The 19,602-nt window shown below is 65.9% G+C and carries 11 protein-coding genes; 5 read left to right on the top strand and 6 right to left on the bottom strand.

Features of this window, described 5'->3' with window-relative positions:
• Window positions 1–91: 91 nt before the first annotated feature.
• The 4 genes from ISP25_RS20385 (at window position 92) to ISP25_RS20370 (ending at window position 9,413) form a co-directional block, all read left to right on the top strand.
• A complete protein-coding gene (locus tag ISP25_RS20385; RefSeq protein ID WP_192159983.1) occupies window positions 92–1,345 on the top strand; it encodes an efflux RND transporter periplasmic adaptor subunit in 1,254 nt (417 codons plus the stop codon).
• A gap of 19 nt (window positions 1,346–1,364) precedes the next feature.
• Window positions 1,365–4,472: an efflux RND transporter permease subunit gene (locus ISP25_RS20380; protein WP_192159985.1), complete on the top strand. Its 3,108-nt coding sequence runs from the start codon at window positions 1,365–1,367 to the stop codon at window positions 4,470–4,472.
• 196 nt (window positions 4,473–4,668) lie between these two features.
• Window positions 4,669–7,956, top strand: coding sequence for an efflux RND transporter permease subunit (locus ISP25_RS20375; RefSeq protein ID WP_404616196.1), 3,288 nt, complete (start codon window positions 4,669–4,671; stop codon window positions 7,954–7,956).
• A 2-nt stretch (window positions 7,957–7,958) separates the two neighbouring features.
• The gene (locus tag ISP25_RS20370) at window positions 7,959–9,413 is read left to right on the top strand and encodes an efflux transporter outer membrane subunit (RefSeq protein WP_192159989.1); all 1,455 of its coding nucleotides are present in this window, start codon (window positions 7,959–7,961) and stop codon (window positions 9,411–9,413) included.
• On the opposite strand, the gene ISP25_RS20365 is transcribed toward ISP25_RS20370, so the two are convergent.
• Together ISP25_RS20365 and ISP25_RS20360 are read right to left on the bottom strand one after the other, a co-directional pair.
• Window positions 9,410–10,141, bottom strand: a complete 732-nt coding sequence (locus ISP25_RS20365; protein ID WP_404616195.1) for a sulfite exporter TauE/SafE family protein — start codon at window positions 10,139–10,141, stop codon at window positions 9,410–9,412. The genes ISP25_RS20370 and ISP25_RS20365 overlap by 4 nt on opposite strands.
• A 37-nt stretch (window positions 10,142–10,178) precedes the next feature.
• Window positions 10,179–10,577: a LiaF transmembrane domain-containing protein gene (locus tag ISP25_RS20360; RefSeq protein WP_404616194.1), complete on the bottom strand. Its 399-nt coding sequence runs from the start codon at window positions 10,575–10,577 to the stop codon at window positions 10,179–10,181.
• A 175-nt stretch (window positions 10,578–10,752) separates the two neighbouring features.
• Here ISP25_RS20360 and ISP25_RS20355 point away from each other — a divergent pair, with 175 nt between their 5' ends.
• Window positions 10,753–11,643 carry an aldo/keto reductase gene (locus ISP25_RS20355; RefSeq protein WP_404616193.1) on the top strand — a complete coding sequence of 297 codons (891 nt, stop codon included), beginning with the start codon at window positions 10,753–10,755 and terminating at the stop codon, window positions 11,641–11,643.
• A gap of 25 nt (window positions 11,644–11,668) precedes the next feature.
• Here the strand turns inward: ISP25_RS20355 and ISP25_RS20350 are convergent, their stop codons facing one another.
• The 4 genes from ISP25_RS20350 to ISP25_RS20335 form a co-directional block, all read right to left on the bottom strand.
• Window positions 11,669–12,298 (bottom strand): YIP1 family protein, encoded by a 630-nt coding sequence (locus ISP25_RS20350; RefSeq protein ID WP_404616192.1) that lies wholly within the window; start codon window positions 12,296–12,298, stop codon window positions 11,669–11,671.
• A gap of 43 nt (window positions 12,299–12,341) precedes the next feature.
• Window positions 12,342–13,256 carry a 5'-nucleotidase gene (locus tag ISP25_RS20345; RefSeq protein ID WP_404616191.1) on the bottom strand — a complete coding sequence of 305 codons (915 nt, stop codon included), beginning with the start codon at window positions 13,254–13,256 and terminating at the stop codon, window positions 12,342–12,344.
• Between the two features lie 182 nt (window positions 13,257–13,438).
• A complete protein-coding gene (locus ISP25_RS20340; RefSeq protein WP_192159999.1) occupies window positions 13,439–14,200 on the bottom strand; it encodes an NAD kinase in 762 nt (253 codons plus the stop codon).
• A gap of 170 nt (window positions 14,201–14,370) precedes the next feature.
• Window positions 14,371–19,290 carry an NAD-glutamate dehydrogenase gene (locus ISP25_RS20335; RefSeq protein ID WP_404616190.1) on the bottom strand — a complete coding sequence of 1,640 codons (4,920 nt, stop codon included), beginning with the start codon at window positions 19,288–19,290 and terminating at the stop codon, window positions 14,371–14,373.
• Window positions 19,291–19,602: the final 312 nt, after the last annotated feature.

Here is a 19,602-nt window from a genome sequence, read left to right as displayed (position 1 = left end):
GCGGCCGCGTCGTCCGGAACACTCCGAGCATCGGAAGCGGAAGGCAGGCCTCCGTCACGCACGCGATGGAACAAGCGCTGGAGACCAAATGATGAGCAATGTAGCGGCCAAGGCCAGAGAACCGGTTCGCAGCAAACGCTGGCCGCTGATCGTCGGCATCGTGGCAATCGCGGTGATCGCCCTGATCGTGGTGCACCTGCTTGGCGGCAAGAAAACCCGCGGCGGGCAACCGGCGCAAGTGGTAGGCACGGCCACCGCCGCCCTCGGCGACATGCCGGAAAACCTCAGCGAACTGGGGACGGTGACGCCCACGGCCACGGTCACCGTGTTGCCGCAATTGAGTGGCTACCTCACCCAGGTCGCCTACACCGAAGGCCAGGACGTGACCAAGGGCCAGTTCCTCGCCCAGATCGATCCGCGCCAGTACGAGATCAACAAGCAGCAGGCCGAGGCGCAGCTCGCCAAGGACCAGGCCAGCCTTGGCCAGGCGCGCACCGACCTGACCCGCTACGCGCAACTGCACGCGCAGAAGTCGATCGCCGAGCAAACCTTCACCGATCAGCAGTTCACCGTGCAGCAGGACGAGGCGGCGGTGAAGGCCGACCAGGCCGCCGTGGCGCAGGACGAGCTGGATCTTGCCTATTGCCACATCACCGCGCCGATCGCCGGCCGCGTCGGTCTGCGGCTGGTCGACCCCGGCAACTACGTCACCGCGTCCAGCACCACGGGCATCGTCACCATCACCACGATGAAGCCGACCACGGTGCAGTTCTCGGTGCCGCAGAACGCACTGTCACGCGTGCTGCAGCGCTTCGGCGCCGGCGCCAAGCTGCCGGTGGCGATCTATGACAGCGAGAACAGCAAGCAGATCGCCACCGGTACGGTCTATGCAATCGGCAACCAGATGGCCACCGGCACCGGCACGGTGCCGCTGCGCGCGACGGTACCCAACGACGACGAGGCGCTGTTCCCCAACGAGTTCGTCAACGTGCGGCTGCTGGTGGACACGCAGAAGAACGCGGTGCTGGTGCCCACCCCTGCCGTGCAGAACGGCGCGCCGGGCGATTTCGTCTATCTGGTCAATGCCGACGACACCGTTTCCGTGCACAAGGTCACCCTCGGTCCCAGCGACGGCAAGAACACCGTGATCCTGTCCGGTCTCGATGCCGGCCAGACCGTGGTCACCGACGGCACGGACCGGCTGAGCGACGGTGCACCGATCAAGCTCGCCGGCGCCGAGCCGGCCGCCTCGGCCAGCACCGCGGCAGCACCGGCCGCCAAGGCCGGCGGCAAGCATTCCGGCTGGAAGAAGAAGCACGCGTCCGCCGACAGTTCGGCTTCGTAAAGCAGCGGGCGCGCAAGCGATGAATATCTCACGACCGTTCGTGCTCCGTCCGGTGGCGACGGCGCTGCTGATGATCGCCATGGTGCTGGTGGGCCTGGTCGCCGTGCGCTTCCTGCCGGTGTCCTCGCTGCCGGACGTCGATTACCCGACGATCCAGGTGCAGACCTTCTACCCCGGCGCCAGCCCCACGGTGATGGCGACCACGGTGACCGCTCCGCTGGAAGTGCAGCTGGGCGAGATCCCCGGCCTGCAGCAGATGACCTCGACCAGCTCCGCTGGCGCTTCGGTGATCACGCTGCAGTTCGACCTGTCGCTCAATCTCGACGTGGCCCAGCAGAACGTGCAGGAGGCGATCAGCGCCGCCAACAGCCTGCTGCCCAGCGGCCTGCCGGCACCGCCTACCTACGCCAAGGTGAACCCCGCGGACCAGCCCATCCTGACCCTGGCGGTGACCTCCAATTCGATGTCGCTGACCCAGTTGCAGGACGCCACCAACAACCGTCTCGCCACCAAGATCTCCGAAGTGCCCGGCGTGGGACTGGTCACCGCCGCCGGCGGCAACGTGCCGGCGATCCGCGTCGAGGCCGACCCGCACAAGCTGGCCGCCTACGGCCTCAACATCGACGACCTGCGTTCGCTGATCGCCAACGTCAACGTCAGCCAGCCCAAGGGCAATTTCGACGGCCCCAAACTGGACTACACGATCAATGGCAACGACCAGATCAAGAATCCCCAGGGCTACCTCGACACCGTGCTGGCGTACCAGAACGGCGCGCCGGTGTTCGTGCGCGACGTGGCCCATGTAGCGCAGGCCGCGCAGAACAACGAACTGGGCGCCTGGTACAACAAGACGCAGGCCATCGTGCTCAATGTGCAGCGCCAGCCTGGCGCCAACGTCATCGCCACGGTTGATCACATCAAGCAGCAACTTCCCGCGCTGGAGGCCGCCCTCCCCGCCGGCATGAAGATCAGCATCGTCAACGACAGCACCGGCGTGATCCGCTCCTCGGTGTCAGACGCCACGTTCGAGCTGGTGCTGGCGATCGTGCTGGTGGTGCTGGTGATCTTCGTGTTCCTGCGCAACCTGCCCGCCACCATCATCCCCAGCATCTCGGTGCCGGTGTCGCTGATCGGCACGCTGGCGGTGATGTACAAGCTCGGCTACTCCATCGACAACCTTTCGCTGATGGCGCTGATCATCGCCACCGGCTTCGTGGTGGACGATTCGATCGTGATGATCGAGAACATCGTGCGCTACCTGGAGGAAGGCAGGACGCCGCTGGAAGCCGCGCTGGAGGGTGCCGGCCAGATCGGCTTCACCATCCTGTCGCTGACCGTCTCGCTGATCGCGGTGCTGATCCCGCTGCTGTTCATGGGCGGTGTGATCGGGCGCCTGTTCAGCGAATTCGCGGTCACGCTGGCCGTGACCATCGTCTTGTCCGCCGTGGTGTCGCTGACCCTGGTGCCGATGATGTGCGCGCGCATCCTGCGCGCGCAGAAGGAACGTCACCCAAGCCGCTTCGAACGGATCAGCGAAGGGCTGTTCGACAAGCTGCTCGATGCCTACCGCCGCGGCCTCCTCGTGGTGATGAAACACCAGACCGCGACGCTGCTGGTGTTCCTCGCCACGGTGGCGCTGACCATCGTGCTCTACGTGGTGATCCCCAAGGGCCTGTTCCCGGTGCAGGACGTGGGCGTGCTGCAAGGCATCAGCACCGCCGACAATTCCGTCTCCTACGACACCATGATCGATCGCCAGCAGGCGCTGGCGGAGGCGGTCCTGAAAGACCCCGACGTCGCCAGCCTCACCTCCTACGTCGGCATCGACGGCACCAACATCACGCTCAACAACGGCCGCTTCCTGATCAACCTGAAGCCGCGCGACGAACGCTCCGGCACCGCCCGGCAGATCGCCCGCCGCATCCAGAAAGAGACCGCCGACGTACCTGGCATCAAGCTGTTCCTGCAGCCGGAGCAGAACCTGACGCTGGACACCACGGTATCGCCGAACCAGTACCAGTTCGTGCTGCGCGGCCCCAGCCAGGCCGAATTGCAGCAGTACGTGCCAGCGCTGCTCGCGCGCATGAAGGGCATCCAGTCCATCGCCGACGTCACCAGCGATCTCGACAACGATGGCCTCAGCGTGAATGTGGAAGTGAACCGCCAGCTGGCCGCGCGCTTCGGCATCACCGCCGCCACCATCGACAACGCGCTGTACGACGCGCTCGGCCAGCGCATCGTCTCGACGATCTTCGACCAGTCCAGCCAATACCGCGTGATCCTGGTCGCCAAGCCCGAAAGCCTGCCCACGCTGCAGTCACTGGGCAATCTGTACCTGCCCAGCCAGACCAGCAGCATCGGACAGGTACCGCTGAGCGCCATCGCGAAGATCGAGGTGGCCAAGTCGCCGCTGGTGGTCAGCCACTTAGCGCAATTCCCGTCCACCACCATCTCGTTCAACCTCGCACAGGGCGCGTCGCTGAGTACCGCGGTGGAGGAGATCGCGCAGGCCGAACAGGCGGCGCACTTGCCGTCCTCGATCGAGTCCTCGTTCCAGGGCGCCGCGGCTGCCTTCCAGGATTCGCTCTCCAGCGAGGTCTACCTGCTGATCGCCGCGCTGGTAGCCGTGTACATCGTGCTCGGCGTGCTCTACGAGAGCTTCATCCACCCGGTGACGATCCTTTCCACCCTGCCCTCGGCCGGCATCGGCGCGCTGCTGGCGCTGATGGTCGCCGGTGCCGACCTGGACGTGATCGGCATCATCGGCATCGTGCTGCTGATCGGCATCGTGAAGAAGAACGCGATCATGATCGTGGACTTCGCGCTCGAAGCCGAGCGCGTACACGGCAAGCCGCCGGCCGAGGCGATCTTCGAAGCCTCATTGCTGCGCTTCCGGCCGATCCTGATGACCACGCTGGCGGCGATGCTCGGCGCGCTGCCGATGTTGCTGGGCAGCGGCATCGGTTCGGAACTGCGCCGGCCGCTGGGCCTGTCCATCATCGGCGGCCTCGCGCTCAGCCAGTTGCTGACCCTGTTCACCACGCCGGTGATCTACCTGTTCTTCGACCGGCTGGCGCGGCGCCTGCGTCCTGCACCCGCATTGGAAGCGGAAGGCGGTGAAGCGTGACCGCGCATTGCGCTTTTCTCCCTCTCCCCTTTGGGGACAGGGTCGGGGTGAGGGGTCAGGCTGGCCTCGTACTCCATGGCCTTACCCCATGCACGCAATCAATGTACCTGCGCGCCGAACAGGCATCCACGCAAGATTGTCCCCTCAGCCCGACCCTGTCCCCAAAGGGGAGAGGGAGAAAGCAGGGTGATCGCGCATGAGCATCCCAGGCCTGTTCATCCGGCGACCGGTGGCGACCACCCTGCTGGCGGTGGCGATCCTGCTGTCCGGCCTGCTGGCGTACTTCCACCTGCCGGTGGCGCCGCTGCCGAACGTGACCTATCCGGTGGTGGTGGTGCAGGCCAGCATGGCGGGCGCCAGCCCGGACATCATGGCGTCCACCGTGACCGCGCCGCTGGAGCGCCGACTGGGCACCATCGCCGACGTCAACGAGATGACCTCGACCAGCTCGGTGGGCACGGCCAGCGTGGTCATCCAGTTCGGGCTGGATCGCGACATCAACGGCGCCGCCCGCGACGTGCAGGCGGCGATCCAGGCCGCGCGCGCCGACCTGCCCTCGACGCTGCGCGGCAACCCCACCTACCGCGAATACAACCCGGCCGACTCGCCGATCATGATCCTGGCGCTGACCTCGGACACGCTGACCCGCGCCCAGCTCTACGATTCGGCCGATTCGGTGATCCAGCAGCAACTGTCGCAGATCGACGGGGTAGGCCAGATCACCCTGGGCGGCAGCGCCCTGCCCTCGGTGCGCGTGGAGCTGCAGCCGGACAAGCTCAGCAGCTACGGCATCGGCCTGGAAGACGTGCGCGCGGCGATCAGCGCGGCCAACGCGAACAGCGCCAAGGGCCACATCGACCAGAGCGGACTGCGCTACGAGGTCACCTCCAACGACCAGATCAGCAAGGCCGCGCCCTACCGCGACCTGGTGGTGGCCTACCGCAATGGCGCGCCGGTGCTGCTGCGCGACGTCGCCGACGTGCAGGACTCGGCGGAAAACATCCGCAACATGGGCCTGTACGACGGCAAGCCGGCCGTGCTCGTCATTGTCTTCCCGCGCCCTGGCGGCAACATCGTCAAGACGGTGGGTGAAATCCGCAACGTGCTGCCCTCCATCGAGGCGGCGCTGCCGGCAGGCATCCATGCGAGCGTCGCACTGGACCGCTCGGTCTCGGTGCGGGGCGCGGTGAGCGATACCGAACGCACCCTGTTCATCGCGGTGCTGCTGGTGATCGGCGTGGTGTTCGTGTTCCTGCAGTCGCCGCGGGCGATCCTGATCCCGGCGGTGGCGCTGCCGCTGTCCATCATCGGCACGTTCGGGCCGATGTACCTGATGGGCTACAGCATCGACAACCTGTCGCTGATGGCGCTGACCATCGGCACCGGCTTCGTGGTGGACGACGCGGTGGTAGTGCTGGAGAACATCGTGCGCCACGTGGAAGCGGGCATGGACGTGCACGAGGCGGCCATGCGCGGCAGCGCGGAGGTCAGCTTCACGGTGATCTCGATGAGCGTGTCGCTGATCGCGGTGTTCCTGCCCATCCTGCTGATGCCCGGCATCATCGGCCTGCTGTTCCACGAGTTCGCGGTGACGCTGTCGATCGCCATCCTGCTCTCGCTGGTGATCTCGCTCACCGTCACGCCGACGCTGGCCGCCTACGTGCTGAAGCGCGAGGCGCTGCATTCCAAGGCGCGCTGGGCGCTGTGGTACGAACGGCAGTTCGAACGCTTCAAGCAGGCCTATTCGCGTTCGCTCGACGCCGTGCTCGACCATGCGCTGCTGGTCGGCCTGACCCTGATCGGCCTGATCGCGCTGAACATCGTGCTGTTCAAGCTGGTGCCGTCCACCTTCTTCCCGGAACAGGACAACGGCATCCTGATGGGCCAGGTCATCGCCGACCAGAGCATTTCCTTCCAGGCGATGGAGCAGAAGCTGGCGCAACTGCAGGCCATCGTGCAGAAGGATCCCGCGGTGGCCTCGGTCGCCGGCTTCACCGGCGGCCGCACGCTCAACACCGCCAACGTGTTCGTGGAGCTGAAGCCGCTGGCGGAACGCAAGCTCTCTGCCGCGCAAGTGGTCGAACGCCTGCGCCCCAAGCTCAACAGGATCACCGGTGCACGCTTGTTCCTGCAGGCCGCGCAGGACCTGCACATTGGCGGCCGGCAATCCGCCGCGGAATACCAGTACACGCTGACCGGCGACGACGCCGACCAGCTGTATCAGTGGGTACCCAAGCTGGTGACCGCACTGGGCAAGTACCGCAGCGAACTGACCAGCGTGAACTCGGATCTGCAGCAGCACGGACTGCAGATCGACATCAACTTCGACCGCGCCACCATGATGCGCTACGGCTTCACACCGACCCAGCTCGACAGCGTGCTGTACGACGCCTTCGGCCAGCGCACGGTCTCCACCGTGTACAACGAGCTCAACCAGTACTACGTGGTGATGGAAGTGGCGCCGCCGTACTGGCAGTACCCGCAGATGCTCGACCGCATGCGCTTCAGCGGCGCGGCCGGCGTCGCCAGCGGCACCGAGCAGACGCAGTACTCAGGCAGTCTGGTGAAGGCGCCGACTTCCGCATCGGCCACGTCGTCCACCACCAACGCGAACAATGCCAACGCCGAAGCCAACCTGCTCACCAATGCCATCGCCAACGCGCGCGGCGGCGCTTCAAGCGGCAGCGCGGACAGCACGTCCAGCGAGACCATGGTGCCGTTTCCGGCGCTGGCCAGTTACATCAGCGACCACACGCCCACCCAGGTCAGCCATCAGAGCGGGCTGGTCGCCGCGACGATCTCGTTCAACCTGCCGCCCGGCGGCTCGCTGAGCAAGGCGCTGCTGGCGATCGACCAGGCCGAGCAGGAAATCCACATGCCGGCCTCCATCCGCGGTGCCACCGCCGGCGCGGCGCAGGTGTATTCGCAGTCGATGTCCACCATGCCGCTGCTGATCCTCGCCGCACTGCTGGCCGTGTACATCGTGCTGGGCATGCTCTACGAGAACACGGTGCACCCCGTCACCATCCTTTCCACGCTGCCCTCTGCGGGCATCGGCGCCACGCTGGCGCTGCTGATCTTCGGCACGCCGTTCTCGGTGATCGCGATGATCGGCATCATCCTGCTGATCGGCATCGTCAAGAAGAACGCGATCATGATGATCGACGTGGCCATCCACCTGCAGCGCGATGAAGGCTACGACGCGCGCAAGGCGATCCACGACGCCGCCGTGGTGCGTCTGCGCCCGATCATGATGACCACCGCCGCCGCCGTACTGGGCGCCATTCCGCTGGCCATCGGCATTGGCCAGGGCGCCTCGCTGCGCCAGCCACTGGGCATCACCGTGGCGGGCGGCTTGATCCTCAGCCAGGTCTTCACCCTGTACACCACTCCCGTGATCTACCTCTACTTCGACCGCCTGAACGTCAGGCTTGTCCGGTGGAATGCCACGTTGCCGTGGAACCGCTCGGAGGCGAACGCATGAACATGAAACTTTCCCGAACCGCCCTGGCCGCCACGCTGGCCTCGTTGCTGGCCGGCTGCATGGTCGGCCCCGACTACCACCGCCCGCAGGTGCAGATGCCCGCGCAATTCAAGCCGCTGCCCGGCTGGTCTGCCGCCGCGCCGGGCGATGCCGACATGCCGAAGGGCAACTGGTGGGTGCCTTTCCACGATCCGTTGCTCGACGAGCTGGAACCGCAAGTGGCGGTCTCCAACCAGACCGTGGCGCAGAGCTATGCGAACTATCAGGCCGCGTTGGCCGAAGTGAAGGAAGCGCGCAGCGCGCTGTTCCCCACCATCGGCATCAGCGGCTCCGCCGACAAGGACCGCAGCGCCAGCGGCGGCACCGCCAGCAAGACCTTCGGAACGTCGCGCCCGATCAGCACCAGCGGCTCGCTGGAAGGCACCGCGAGCTGGGCGCCGGACCTGTGGGGCAAGGTGCGCCGCAGCCTCGAACAGAGCAAGGCCACCGCACAGGCCAGCGAAGCCACGCTTGCCAACGCCACGCTGTCCGAGCAGGCCGCTCTGGCTAGCGCTGTAATCGAGTTGCGGACCACCGACGCCAGCATCGACCTGGAACAGCAAGCCGTCGCGGCCTATCGGGAATCGTTGCGCGTGGTGCAGAACCAGGTCGCCGCCGGCACGGCGCCACCGTCCGACGAAATCAGCGCGCGCACGCAGCTGGAGAATGCCCAGTCCAGCCTGCTGTCGCTTGGCATCGCCCGCGCGCAGTACGCGCACGCCATCGCCGTGCTGGTCGGCAAGAATCCGGAAGACCTCGATCTTCCGCGCAACACCACCTTGCCCAGCCTGCCCACCATGCCAGCCGGCGTGCCATCGACGCTGCTGCAGCGGCGCCCCGACATCGCCGTCGCCGAACGCCAGATGGCCGCGCAGAACGCCGCGATCGGCGTTGCCGAGGCAGCGTATTACCCGACCTTGTCGCTGTCGGGTGCGGACGGCTTCTCGCAGTCGCCGCTAGCCGGCCTGCTGCACGTCGCCAATCACGTCTGGTCGCTGGGCGCCGACGTCGGTGCCACCCTGTTCGACGGCGGCGAACGCAGCGGCGAAGTCGCCGTCGCCAGGGCCAATTACGAAGCCGCTGTCGCCAACTATCGCGGCACCGTGCTGGGCGCGTTGCAGAACGTGGAGAACGACCTCTCCGGCCTCAGCATCCTCGCGCAACAGTCCGACGTGCAAGACACCGCGGCCCGCGACGCCACCCGCGGCGCCGAGATTGCCCGCAACGAATACCAGGCCGGCACGGTGGACTACACCACCGTCGCCACCGCCCAGGCCACCGAGTTCAGCAGCAGGCAAAGCGCACTGGACGTGCACGAACAGCGCCTGCTCGACACCGTATCGCTGATCGGCGACCTGGGTGGCGGCTGGTCGGCAGACCAGCTGAGTTCGGCGCCACGGGCCGAAACCAAGCGCTAACCGCCCAGCCAGCCTCTCGACTGCAGCAACAGCATGGCGCCGATCAATACCAGGCAGACGTAAAGAGATCGCACGAAGACTTGACCGCTCAGGCGCCGGTTGAGCGTACGGCCCAGCAAGGTAGCGACCAGCACCAGTGGCAAGGCCAGCAGGTAATCGCGAGTCACCGTGGACGTCCACATGCCCGTGAGGCTATAGCCGGCCATGGTCATCAGGCTGGCCGGCAGGAAATAGCCTTGCAGCGTCGCGCGGAAGTGCCGGGGCGACCAGCCGCGCAACGCGCCGTACACCACCAGCGGCGGTCCGTTCATGCCGTACGCGCCGCCCAGCACGCCTGCACCGAAACCGAAGACCCAGGCATGCCTATCGTCATGCAGCGTCGCCTGCCGATGGCGCATCAGGGCGAATACCGCGAACGCCATCACCACGGCGCCCAGCACCATCTTCACCACGTGCTCGTCCAACACGTGCAACGACCACAGACCAAACGGCACGCCCGCCGCGGTAGCCAGGAACAAGCGGCCCGCGCTGCGGAAATGGATGTGCCGCCAGTCCTGTGCGATGGCCACGAGCGCCACCGTGATCGAAACCAGCGCGGCAATCGGCGCCGCGGTGCCCACCGGCATCGCAAAAGCCAGCAGCGGCACCGCGATCAGGGCCTCGCCGAAACCGAAAGCCGAACGGATGAAGCTTGCGACGAACAGTATCGTCAGGATGGCAATCAGCACCGGCAACCCAATGGCAAGAAACGAGGAATCTGCGAGATTACCGCACCTCGTCCCTGCGCCGGCGCCGCGGCTCACGCACCAGCATGCACAAGCCGCCGTAGATCACGAACAGCGGCCACCATTTCCCCCAGGACAAGTCGAGGATGAAGATCGTTGCCACCATCCCGATGGAGAGGGCACTCAACAGCGAATGCGCCACCGTTCCGTCAAACGTGCCCGTGGTGCGGTAGCGCTGCCAGGCCTCGGAAAGCGGCCACGCCGCACCCAGCAGGATGAACCATGCCCACCAGTTCGCCCAGTTGAGGAAGGGGATTTGCACGCCCAGGTTGGCGCCCAAAAAGATCAGGCCCACTCCGACCACCATCAGGGCCGGAATGATGCGACCACTGTGCCATGCAACAGGGTTCGTTCCGGTGTTCGCTTCGTTGTCCGTCATCGTCGTTGCCTCCCCAAGATGGCGTTACGGTAAAGCGCACCCCATGGCGCAGCCAGTGACAGGCGTCATCCGAAACGACTGAACAAATTTCCCTCGTAGCATGCCGGGCATCCCCATTCCGCCTCCTGTCCCGATGCTGCATGATGGCCGGGCCATAGCCCCGAACGAGCCAAGCATGACGACTGCCCGCGCCGCATCCGAACTGGAACTTTCCCCCATCGTCGCCGGCCTGTGGCGCATCACCGAATGGAACCTCTCCGTGCAGGAACGCGTGCGCTGGATCGAACAAGCGCTGGAACTGGGCATCACCAGCTTCGATCACGCGGACATCTACGGCGACTACAGCGCCGAAGCCCTCTTCGGCGAGGCACTGCATGCGGCACCGGGTCTGCGTGGACGCATGCAGCTGGTAAGCAAGTGCGGCATCCGCCTGCGTTCGACGCAACGTACTTACCGGGTGAACCACTACGACACCGCGGCAACCTACGTGCGCACGCAGGTCGAGCAGTCACTGCGCAACCTGCATACCGAACAACTGGAGCTGGTGTTGATCCACCGGCCCGATTACCTGATGGATGCCGCTGCGTTGGCCGAGACGTTCGCGACGCTCACCCGCGAAGGCAAGGTGGCGCATTGGGGCGTGTCCAACCATTCGACCAGCCAGTTCGCCCTGCTGCACCAGCACCACGCCCTTGCGACCAACCAGCTCGAACTCTCGCCCCTGCAGATGGACGCGCTGGATGACGGCACGCTGGACCAGGCGCAACAGCTCGGCCTGCGTCCGATGATCTGGTCGCCGCTGGCCGGCGGCCGCCTGTTCAGCGATGAGGACGAGCAGGCCGTGCGCGTGCGCGCCGAAATGGAAACCGTTGCCGCGCGTCTCGGCATCAGCCTCACCACCCTGGCCTTCGCCTGGGTCCTGCGACACCCTTCGCGACCCTATCCGATCACGGGCACGCGCCGCGTCGAAGGATTGCGCGAAGCGGTGGCCGCGCTGGATGTTTCGCTGGATGCCGAGGATTGGTATGCGATCTGGACGGCGAGCAAGGGACACGGAGTCCCCTGATTTACACGTGACCTGCTGCGGCCTTTCAGTGGTTGAACACGCTGAAAAACATGACGACCAAGATCAACAGCGGTAGCAGCATCAGCCCCGCGATGAGAAGGTTGCCGAATGTCTTGGCAATGGAGAGGCGTTGAACTTCGCTCAGCGCCGCCACGGTTGTCAGAAGCGACCAAACGCTGAACACCACGATGGCGAGGTTCGAAAGCACGTAAATCTCACGCAACGCGTAACTATCACCCAATGAACGGCTGCTCACCCCAAAAACCTGATCGCCAAACACGAGCAGCTGCATCAGGAATACAAGGCATGCGGCCAGCATCGGAGTACGCCCCCATGCAAGCGCCGCCCTGACCATGCCGAAGTCGCCTTTCGCCCCCACCCAGCGCCCGGACACAGTGAGCAGCCAGCCACTCAGATACAGCGACAGCACTCCATACAATGCGCCGGCGACCAACGCCGCGAGCAGCACCGGCCAGAAGCCGTATTGCTGTCCGACGCGCCACTCGCTCGCCTGAAGCAAGGCGGAGCCAGCACCTATCACCGCCGCGATCGCCAGCACCCATTCGCGGTGCCTGCCATCAATGATCTTTGCCATCGTCTTGCGTGGGCGAAAAAACATGGCAGGGACGAACCCCCATTCGAATCGATCCTTCATCGCTGTCCTTCCAAGGTCAGGTTTGCCAGGTGTGGTGACACCTTCAGCGGTTGCTCACTCCGTGCGGCACATGCCCCGTGGCTACGTGCTTGCGTGCGGACTCCACATTGGCCGGCGAGTCGTCGAAGAAGATGTCGGCGCCAAAGGCATCGAGGAACGGGCCCTTGTCCCTGCCACCGAGGAACAACGCCTCATCGATGCGCACACCCCAGCGGCGCAGGGTGAGGATGACGCGCTTGTGCGCGGGTGCGGAGCGCGCGGTGACCAATGCGGTGCGGATCGGCGAGTTTTCCGCGGGAAATGCGGCCTGCAGGCGGTGCAGCGCAGTAAGGAAGCCGCGAAACGGCCCCACCGACAAGGGCTCTTCCGCATGTTCGCGCTCGCTGCGGTGGAAGGCTTCCAGCCCTTCCTCGCGCGAAACGCGCTCGCCCTCGTCGCCGAAAATCACCGCGTCGCCGTCGAAGGCGATGCGCAGCTGCTCGCTGGCACGCGGCGGCGCGACGCTGGGCAGGATGGTAGCCGCCGCAACGCCGGCCTTGAGCGCGCGGCCCACGTCCTCGGCATTGGCCGAGAGGAACAGGTCGGCCTTGAACGGTGCGATGTAATCGGAGGTGGGCGCGCCGCTGGTGAAGGCAGCGCGGCTGATTTCCAGGCCGTGATGCTGGATCGCGTTGAAGATGCGCAGGCCGGTGTCGCCGGAGTTGCGCGAGAGCAGGATCACTTCCACCGGCGGCACGTCACCCGCCAGCTTGTTGAGGTCGAGCAGCTTCTGCACCAGTGGGAAGGCCACGCCGGGCTGCAGGATCTCGTCCTCGTGCTCGATCTGGAAGTTGCGGTAAGCGTCCAGCCCCTCGCGCTCGAACAGCTCGTGGCTATTGCCAAGGTCGAACAAGGCGCGCGAGGAGATCGCCACCACAAGGCGATTGTCGGTAACGGCGGAAGAGTCGTGGATCGGCATGTGGTCAATCTAGCGCATGCCAAGCGCACAGCGTGAGACTCGCTTTGCCGTAGGAGCGCACCCTGTGCGCGATTGCGAGCTGTTCCGATCGGAGCACAAGGCAATCGCGCACAGGGTGCGCTCCTACGAAAAGCCGCTTCTCGTCCGACCTTGCTCGCATGGGAAGCAAAGAGAAAAGCGGATCAATCCGCGGCGAACTGCTCGTCGAGGATGCGCTGCTCCAGGTTGTGCTCGGGATCGAACAGCAGGCGCACGCCCTGCCCTCCGGCCTGGCGCACCGATACCTGACGTACGTCGCGCACTTCGTGGAAGTCGGCCGTGGCGCTGACCGGGCGTTTGCCGGGATCGAGCACGCGCAGGCTGACCCCGGTGCGATGCGGCAGGATGGCACCACGCCAGCGGCGCGGGCGGAACGGACTGATCGGAGTCAGCGCCAGCACGTTGGCATCCAGCGGCAGGATCGGCCCATGCGCGGAGAGGTTGTAAGCGGTGGAGCCGGCCGGCGTGGCGACCATCACGCCGTCGCAGATCAGGTTGGGCAGCTTCACCGTGTCATTGAGCTTCACTTCCAGGTGTGCGGCCTGGTTGCTCTGGCGCAACAGCGAGACCTCGTTGAAGGCCAATGCCAAGTGCTCCTGGCCGGCGGCGTCGACCGCCTGCATTTCCAGCGGGAACAATTCCGCGGCATGCGCGCGCGCCACGCGCTCGGGCAGTTCGTCGAGGCGATGCTTGTTCATCAGGAAGCCGACGCGGCCGAGCTTCATGCCGTACACCGGCACGCCCAGCACGAGATGGGCGTGCAGGGTGCGCAGCATGAAACCGTCGCCGCCCAGCGCCACGATCAACTCGGCTGCCTCGACGGGCACGTCGCCATAACGCTCCACGAGTTTGCGCCGCGCCTGCTGGGCAACGCTGGTGTCACTGGCGACGAAGGCGAAACGCATGGGTGCAAGGGCTCCATGGGAATGCGCCGGAGCTTAACGCATGGGCGCGATGGCACGATGAAAAAAGCGAAGCCCCGCACGAGGCGGGGCTTCGTATGCCGCATGAAGGTTTTCGCAAGAGCGTCCCCTCACCCCAACCCTCTCCCCAAAAGGGAGAGGGAGGAAGCGCATCACACCGGAACTTGCGCCAACTGCGCCAGGCGACGTACCGCTACCGAGGCGATCGGATAGTCGGCGTTCTGGGTAAGGATCTCGGCCAGCATGCCGCGGGTGTGCTGCAAGGTGGCATCGTCGCGCTGCAGCCATGCCTGCACCGGCGAGACATCCTTGCCGCCGCCGCCCAGCTTCAACACCTGTTGCGCCAACGCGCGATGCTGGTGGTTGAGCTCGTCCAGCAGCGAACCGCGCGCCTGCGCGTGCCAGTGACCTTCCACCGGCAGCGCCTCGATCTGGCCACGCAGCCACTCGAGATCGAGCGCCTCGCCCAGTTCGTAGAACACGCCGGCCACCTTCTCGACCGGCTGGCCGGTCTGCTGCGCCACCTCGACCATGTCCAGCGCGGCACGCAGTTCGGACAGGCGCGCCAGGCGCACAGCCAATTCGGCGGGCAGGCCAAGGCCTTCCCACTTTTCCTGGCTGCAGGAGAAGTCGCCCTTGCCGGTCGGCGTCAGCGCCGCGGGCAAGGCCTTGCGCAAAGCGCTCACGCCAGCCTGGTAGCGTTCGACGTTGGCGGCGATTTCCAGCGTGCCGCCGGGACGGTTGAGCAGCCAGCGCGTCATGTGGCGCAGCAGCGACCAGATCTGCATCACCGCGTCGACCTGGGTGCCCTCGGCCACCTTGCTGTCCAGCGCCTCGATCTCGGCCCACAGCTCGCGCGCATCCAGGATCTCGCGCGCGGCGGTGTAGGCCTTGGCGATCGCCGCCGGGCCTTTGCCGGTGTCTTCCTGCATGCGCATCATGAAGGTGGCGCCCATGCGGTTGATCGTGGAGTTGGTCACCGCGGTGGCGATGATCTCGCGCTTCAGGCGATGGCGCTGCATGTGCGCGGCATACTTCTCGTGCAGCGGCGCGGGGAAATAGCGCACCAGTTCCTTGGAGAGGTAAGGGTCCTCCGGCACGTCGGAGTCGAGCAGCTGCTGGTACAGGCGGATCTTGTCGTAGGAAAGCAGCACCGACAGTTCCGGACGCGTCATGCCCTGGCCGCGCGTCTTGCGCTCGGTCAGCTCGGCCTCGCCGGGCAGGTTCTCCACCTGGCGATCCAGCGAGCCCTCGGCTTCCAACGTGCGGATGAAGTGCGCCATCGAACCGAGACGCTTGGCCGACTGGTGCTCCATCAGGGTGATCGCCTGGTTCTGGCGGTAGTTGTCCCACAGCACCAGCTGGCCCACTTCGTCGGTCATCGCGGCAAGCTGGGTATTGCGCGCGGCCTCGGTAAGCTCGCCGCGCTGCACGGCGTCGTTGAGCAGGATCTTGATGTTCACCTCGTGGTCGGAGGTGTCCACGCCAGCGGAGTTGTCGATGAAGTCGGTGTTGAGCAGCACGCCCTTCTGCGCCGCCTCGATGCGGCCCTTCTGGGTCATGCCGAGGTTGCCGCCCTCGCCCACGATCTTGCAGCGCAGCTCGCTGCCGTCCACGCGCAGGCCGTTGTTGGCGCGGTCGCGGGCATCGGCGTGCGTTTCGCTGCTGGCCTTGACGTAGGTACCGATGCCGCCGTTCCACAGCAGGTCCACCGGCGCCTTGAGGATGGCGTTGAGCAGATCGTTCGGCGCCATCTGCGTGACGTCGGCCTTGAGGCCCAGCGCCGCGCGCACTTCCGGCGACACCGGGATGGCCTTGGCCGTGCGCGGCCACACGCCGCCCCCGGCGGAGATCAGCGACTTGTCGTAATCGTCCCAGCTCGAGCGCGGCAGCTTGAACATGCGCTCGCGCTCGACGAAGGAACGCTCCACATCCGGGTTCGGGTCGAGGAACACATGGCGGTGGTCGAACGCGGCCAACAGCTTGATGTGGCGCGACAGCAGCATGCCGTTGCCGAATACGTCGCCGGACATGTCGCCGATGCCCACGCAGGTGAAGTCTTCGCTCTGGCTGTCGCGGCCCAGCGCGCGGAAGTGGCGCTTCACCGATTCCCACGCGCCCTTGGCGGTGATGCCCATGCCCTTGTGGTCGTAGCCGTTGGAACCGCCGGAGGCGAACGCGTCGCCCAGCCAGTAGCCGTGCTCGATCGAGATCGCGTTGGCGATGTCGGAGAACGTGGCCGTGCCCTTGTCGGCGGCGACCACCAGGTACGGATCGTCCGCATCGTGGCGCACCACGTCGTGCGGATTCGCCACCTTGCCTTCGACCAGGTTGTCGGTGATGTCGAGCAGGCCGTTGATGAACAGCTTGTAGCAGGCGATGCCCTCGGCCAGCTGCGCGTCGCGGTCGCCCCCCACCGGCGGCTTCTTGACGAAGAAACCGCCCTTCGAGCCCACCGGCACGATCACGGTGTTCTTCACCATCTGCGCCTTCACCAGGCCTAGCACCTCGGTGCGGAAGTCCTCGCGGCGGTCCGACCAGCGCAGGCCACCGCGCGCCACCGGGCCGAAGCGCAGGTGGATGCCTTCCACGCGCGGCGCGCACACCCAGATCTCGCGGTACGGCACCGGCTTGGGCAGCTCGGGCACAGCGTGCGAGTCCAGCTTGAAGCTGATGTAGTCGCGGTAGGCACCGTTCCACTGCTGGAAGAAGCTGGTGCGCAGCGTGGCGTGGATCACCGCGACGAAGCTGCGCAGGATGCGATCCTCGTCGAGGCTGGCCACGTTCTCCAGCAGCAGGTTGATCGCGGCCTCGATGGTCCTGACCTGCTCGGCGCGCGGCTGCGCCATCGCGGCGGCGAGGCCGTCGACCAGCGCAGGATTCGCGGTCTGCACACTGGCCGGGATCAGCACGGACATCTCGCCGTGCAGCAACTTGGCGGCGACCTTGCGCTCGTCGTCCGACAGCGATTCGCGGCGCGGATCGAACTTGGCGAGGAACAGCTCCACCAGGAGGCCGGCAATGGCCGGATAGTTGTTGAGCGTGTCTTCCATGTACGGCTGCGAGAACGGGCTGCCGGCCTGCAGCAGGTACTTGCAGTAGCCGCGCAGCATCGCGATCTGGCGCCAGCTGAGCTGGGCGCCCAGCACGAGGCGGTTGAAGCCGTCGTTCTCGGCGTTGCCGCGCCAGATCTGCTCGAACGCGTGCTCGAACAGCGAGCCCACCTGCTCCACGCTGAAGGTGAGCTTGCCCACCGGCTGCACCTCGAAGTCCTGGATCGACAGCGGTACGCCGTCGCCCTGGATCTCGTAGACGTGCTCGGTGAGCACGCGCAGGCCAAGGTTTTCCAGCTGCGGCAGCACTTCGGAAAGCGCGATGTCGCCGCCGGACCGATAGACCTTGAAGCGCAGCGCCTCCGGCGCCTTCGGCGGATGGTAGAAGGACATGCGCAGCGCGTTGTCACCCTGCAGCAGCGACAGCTGGTACACGTCCTCGGCGGCCACCGCCGGGCTCACGTCATCGATGTAACCGGGCGGCATCGCACGTGCGTAGCGGTTCGCCAGCACCACGCCCTCGTGCTCGCCGCGCTGCTTCACCAGCGCGTCGCGCACACCGTCATGCCAGTTGCGCGCGATGGCCGCCACGCCCTGTTCCAGCGCGGCCAGGTCGTATGCGGGCTGGTCGCCGATCCTGGGGCGCAGCACGATGTAGAGGCGCGCCAGCGCGTCCTCGCCCATCAGCACCGAGGAGTCGACCTGCTCGGCGTGCAGGGCTTTGCCCAGCAGCGCTTCGATGCGCTCGCGCACCGAAGTGTTGAAGCGCTCGCGCGGCACGAACACCTGGCAGGCGAAGAAACGGCCGTAGCGGTCGCGGCGCATGAACAGACGCGTATGCGCACGTTGCCGCAGTTCGAGGATACCGGTGGCGATGGCGAACAGTTCGTCCTCGCTGCTCTGCAGGAGCTCTTCGCGCGGCAATGTCTCCAGCGTGTGGCGCAACGACTTGCCGGAATAGGAATCGCGCTTCAGACCCGAGCGCGCCAGCACCGCTTCCACCTTGTGCCGCACCAGCGGCACATCCTGCGGGCGCGCCATGCCGGCACTGGAGGTGAACAGACCAAGGAAACGCTGCTCCACCACCGCGCGGCCGTCGGCGCCGAAACGCAACACGCCGATGTAGTCCATGTAGCCGGGACGGTGCATGCGCGAGCGCGCGTTGGTCTTGGTGAGGATGATCGCATCCATTGAGCCGGATTGCGGCAACTCGCTGGCCGCCAGCGTCTTGAGCGAACGCGGCGCCAGCGACTGCTCGCTCTTGCGCAGGATGCCCAGCCCCGAACCTTCGATGGCACGCAGCACGCGGTCGCCGTCGGCGTCGGTCACTTCGTACTCTCGGTAGCCGAAGAACGTGAAGTTGTCGGCGGCAATCCAGCGCAGGAACTCACCGGCCTCGCGTGCCGAGGCCGCATCGAGCGCGGGCTTGCGCTGCGGCAGTTCATCGGCGATGGCCAGCGCCTTGTCGCGCATCGCCGCCCAGTCGCCCACGGCCGCGCGCACGTCGTCCAGTGCAGATTCGACCTGTGCGACCAGCTGTGCCTGTTCGGCGGCATCGGCCACGCGGTCGATCTCGAAATGCATCACCGACTCGGCGACGCCGTGCTCGCCGCCCAGCTCCTGCAGTCTGCCGCTGTCATCGCGCCGCACCTGCAGCACCGGGTGGACCACGGCGTGGATCTGCGAACGCGTCGACACCACCATGCTCACGGTGTCGATCAGGAACGGCATGTCGTTGGTCACGATCTGCAACTGGCCGTGACCGGCCTCGGGGTTCACCACGCGCACGGCGGCGCGGCCAGGCGCGCGCTGTTGCATGAAGTCCAGCAGGCCGCTCACCACGGCGGCCCACTGTGCCGGCGTATGCAGTCCGCAATCACCCTCGCTGATCCGCGCGAAGAAGGCTCCGATAAAAAATTGCGCCTCATCAAGGCGCTGGGCGGGGAATCCGGTTTGCTTCAGCGCCTCGAGCACGGCGGACTGAAACGGCACTGCATGGTCGGCACGAATGGCATTCATGGCATCTACTGTGTAGTGGGGACGAAAGTGACGCGATAAAGCCCCAAAAGGATACGCTTCAATCCATCGTTATGCCTTGTGCATAGCGTCATTGATGGTGCTTCGTTCATGTCGGATGTCTATACGCAGACGCATCGTCGAAACCGCGATGCAGGCGTACGCGACGGGCTCGGGCACCCCCGGCAGGTGCACCGTTGCAGCGCATGACGAAGACGCGGCTTCGCATCCCCGCCCTCGTTCGAAGCGGCGGTCTGAAAACGTTTCACAAACCCTTCAATAAATTGTGAACCGTGCGGTATAGTAGCGACCCGC

The organism is Rhodanobacter hydrolyticus (assembly GCF_044904645.1).
Note: the sequence above shows the minus strand (reverse complement) of the source record. Positions and strands in the feature narration are given on the sequence as shown.

What these genes read in the sequence shown, in the direction of transcription:
- ISP25_RS20360 (WP_404616194.1), bottom strand. Translation starts at nt 10,577, where the DNA reads ATGACGGACAACGAAGCGAACACCGGAACGAACCCTGTTGCATGGCAC.
- ISP25_RS20375 (WP_404616196.1), top strand. Translation starts at nt 4,669, where the DNA reads ATGAGCATCCCAGGCCTGTTCATCCGGCGACCGGTGGCGACCACCCTG.
- ISP25_RS20370 (WP_192159989.1), top strand. Translation starts at nt 7,959, where the DNA reads ATGAAACTTTCCCGAACCGCCCTGGCCGCCACGCTGGCCTCGTTGCTG.
- ISP25_RS20350 (WP_404616192.1), bottom strand. Translation starts at nt 12,298, where the DNA reads ATGAAGGATCGATTCGAATGGGGGTTCGTCCCTGCCATGTTTTTTCGC.
- ISP25_RS20385 (WP_192159983.1), top strand. Translation starts at nt 92, where the DNA reads ATGAGCAATGTAGCGGCCAAGGCCAGAGAACCGGTTCGCAGCAAACGC.
- ISP25_RS20335 (WP_404616190.1), bottom strand. Translation starts at nt 19,290, where the DNA reads ATGAATGCCATTCGTGCCGACCATGCAGTGCCGTTTCAGTCCGCCGTG.
- ISP25_RS20380 (WP_192159985.1), top strand. Translation starts at nt 1,365, where the DNA reads ATGAATATCTCACGACCGTTCGTGCTCCGTCCGGTGGCGACGGCGCTG.
- ISP25_RS20340 (WP_192159999.1), bottom strand. Translation starts at nt 14,200, where the DNA reads ATGCGTTTCGCCTTCGTCGCCAGTGACACCAGCGTTGCCCAGCAGGCG.
- ISP25_RS20345 (WP_404616191.1), bottom strand. Translation starts at nt 13,256, where the DNA reads ATGCCGATCCACGACTCTTCCGCCGTTACCGACAATCGCCTTGTGGTG.
- ISP25_RS20355 (WP_404616193.1), top strand. Translation starts at nt 10,753, where the DNA reads ATGACGACTGCCCGCGCCGCATCCGAACTGGAACTTTCCCCCATCGTC.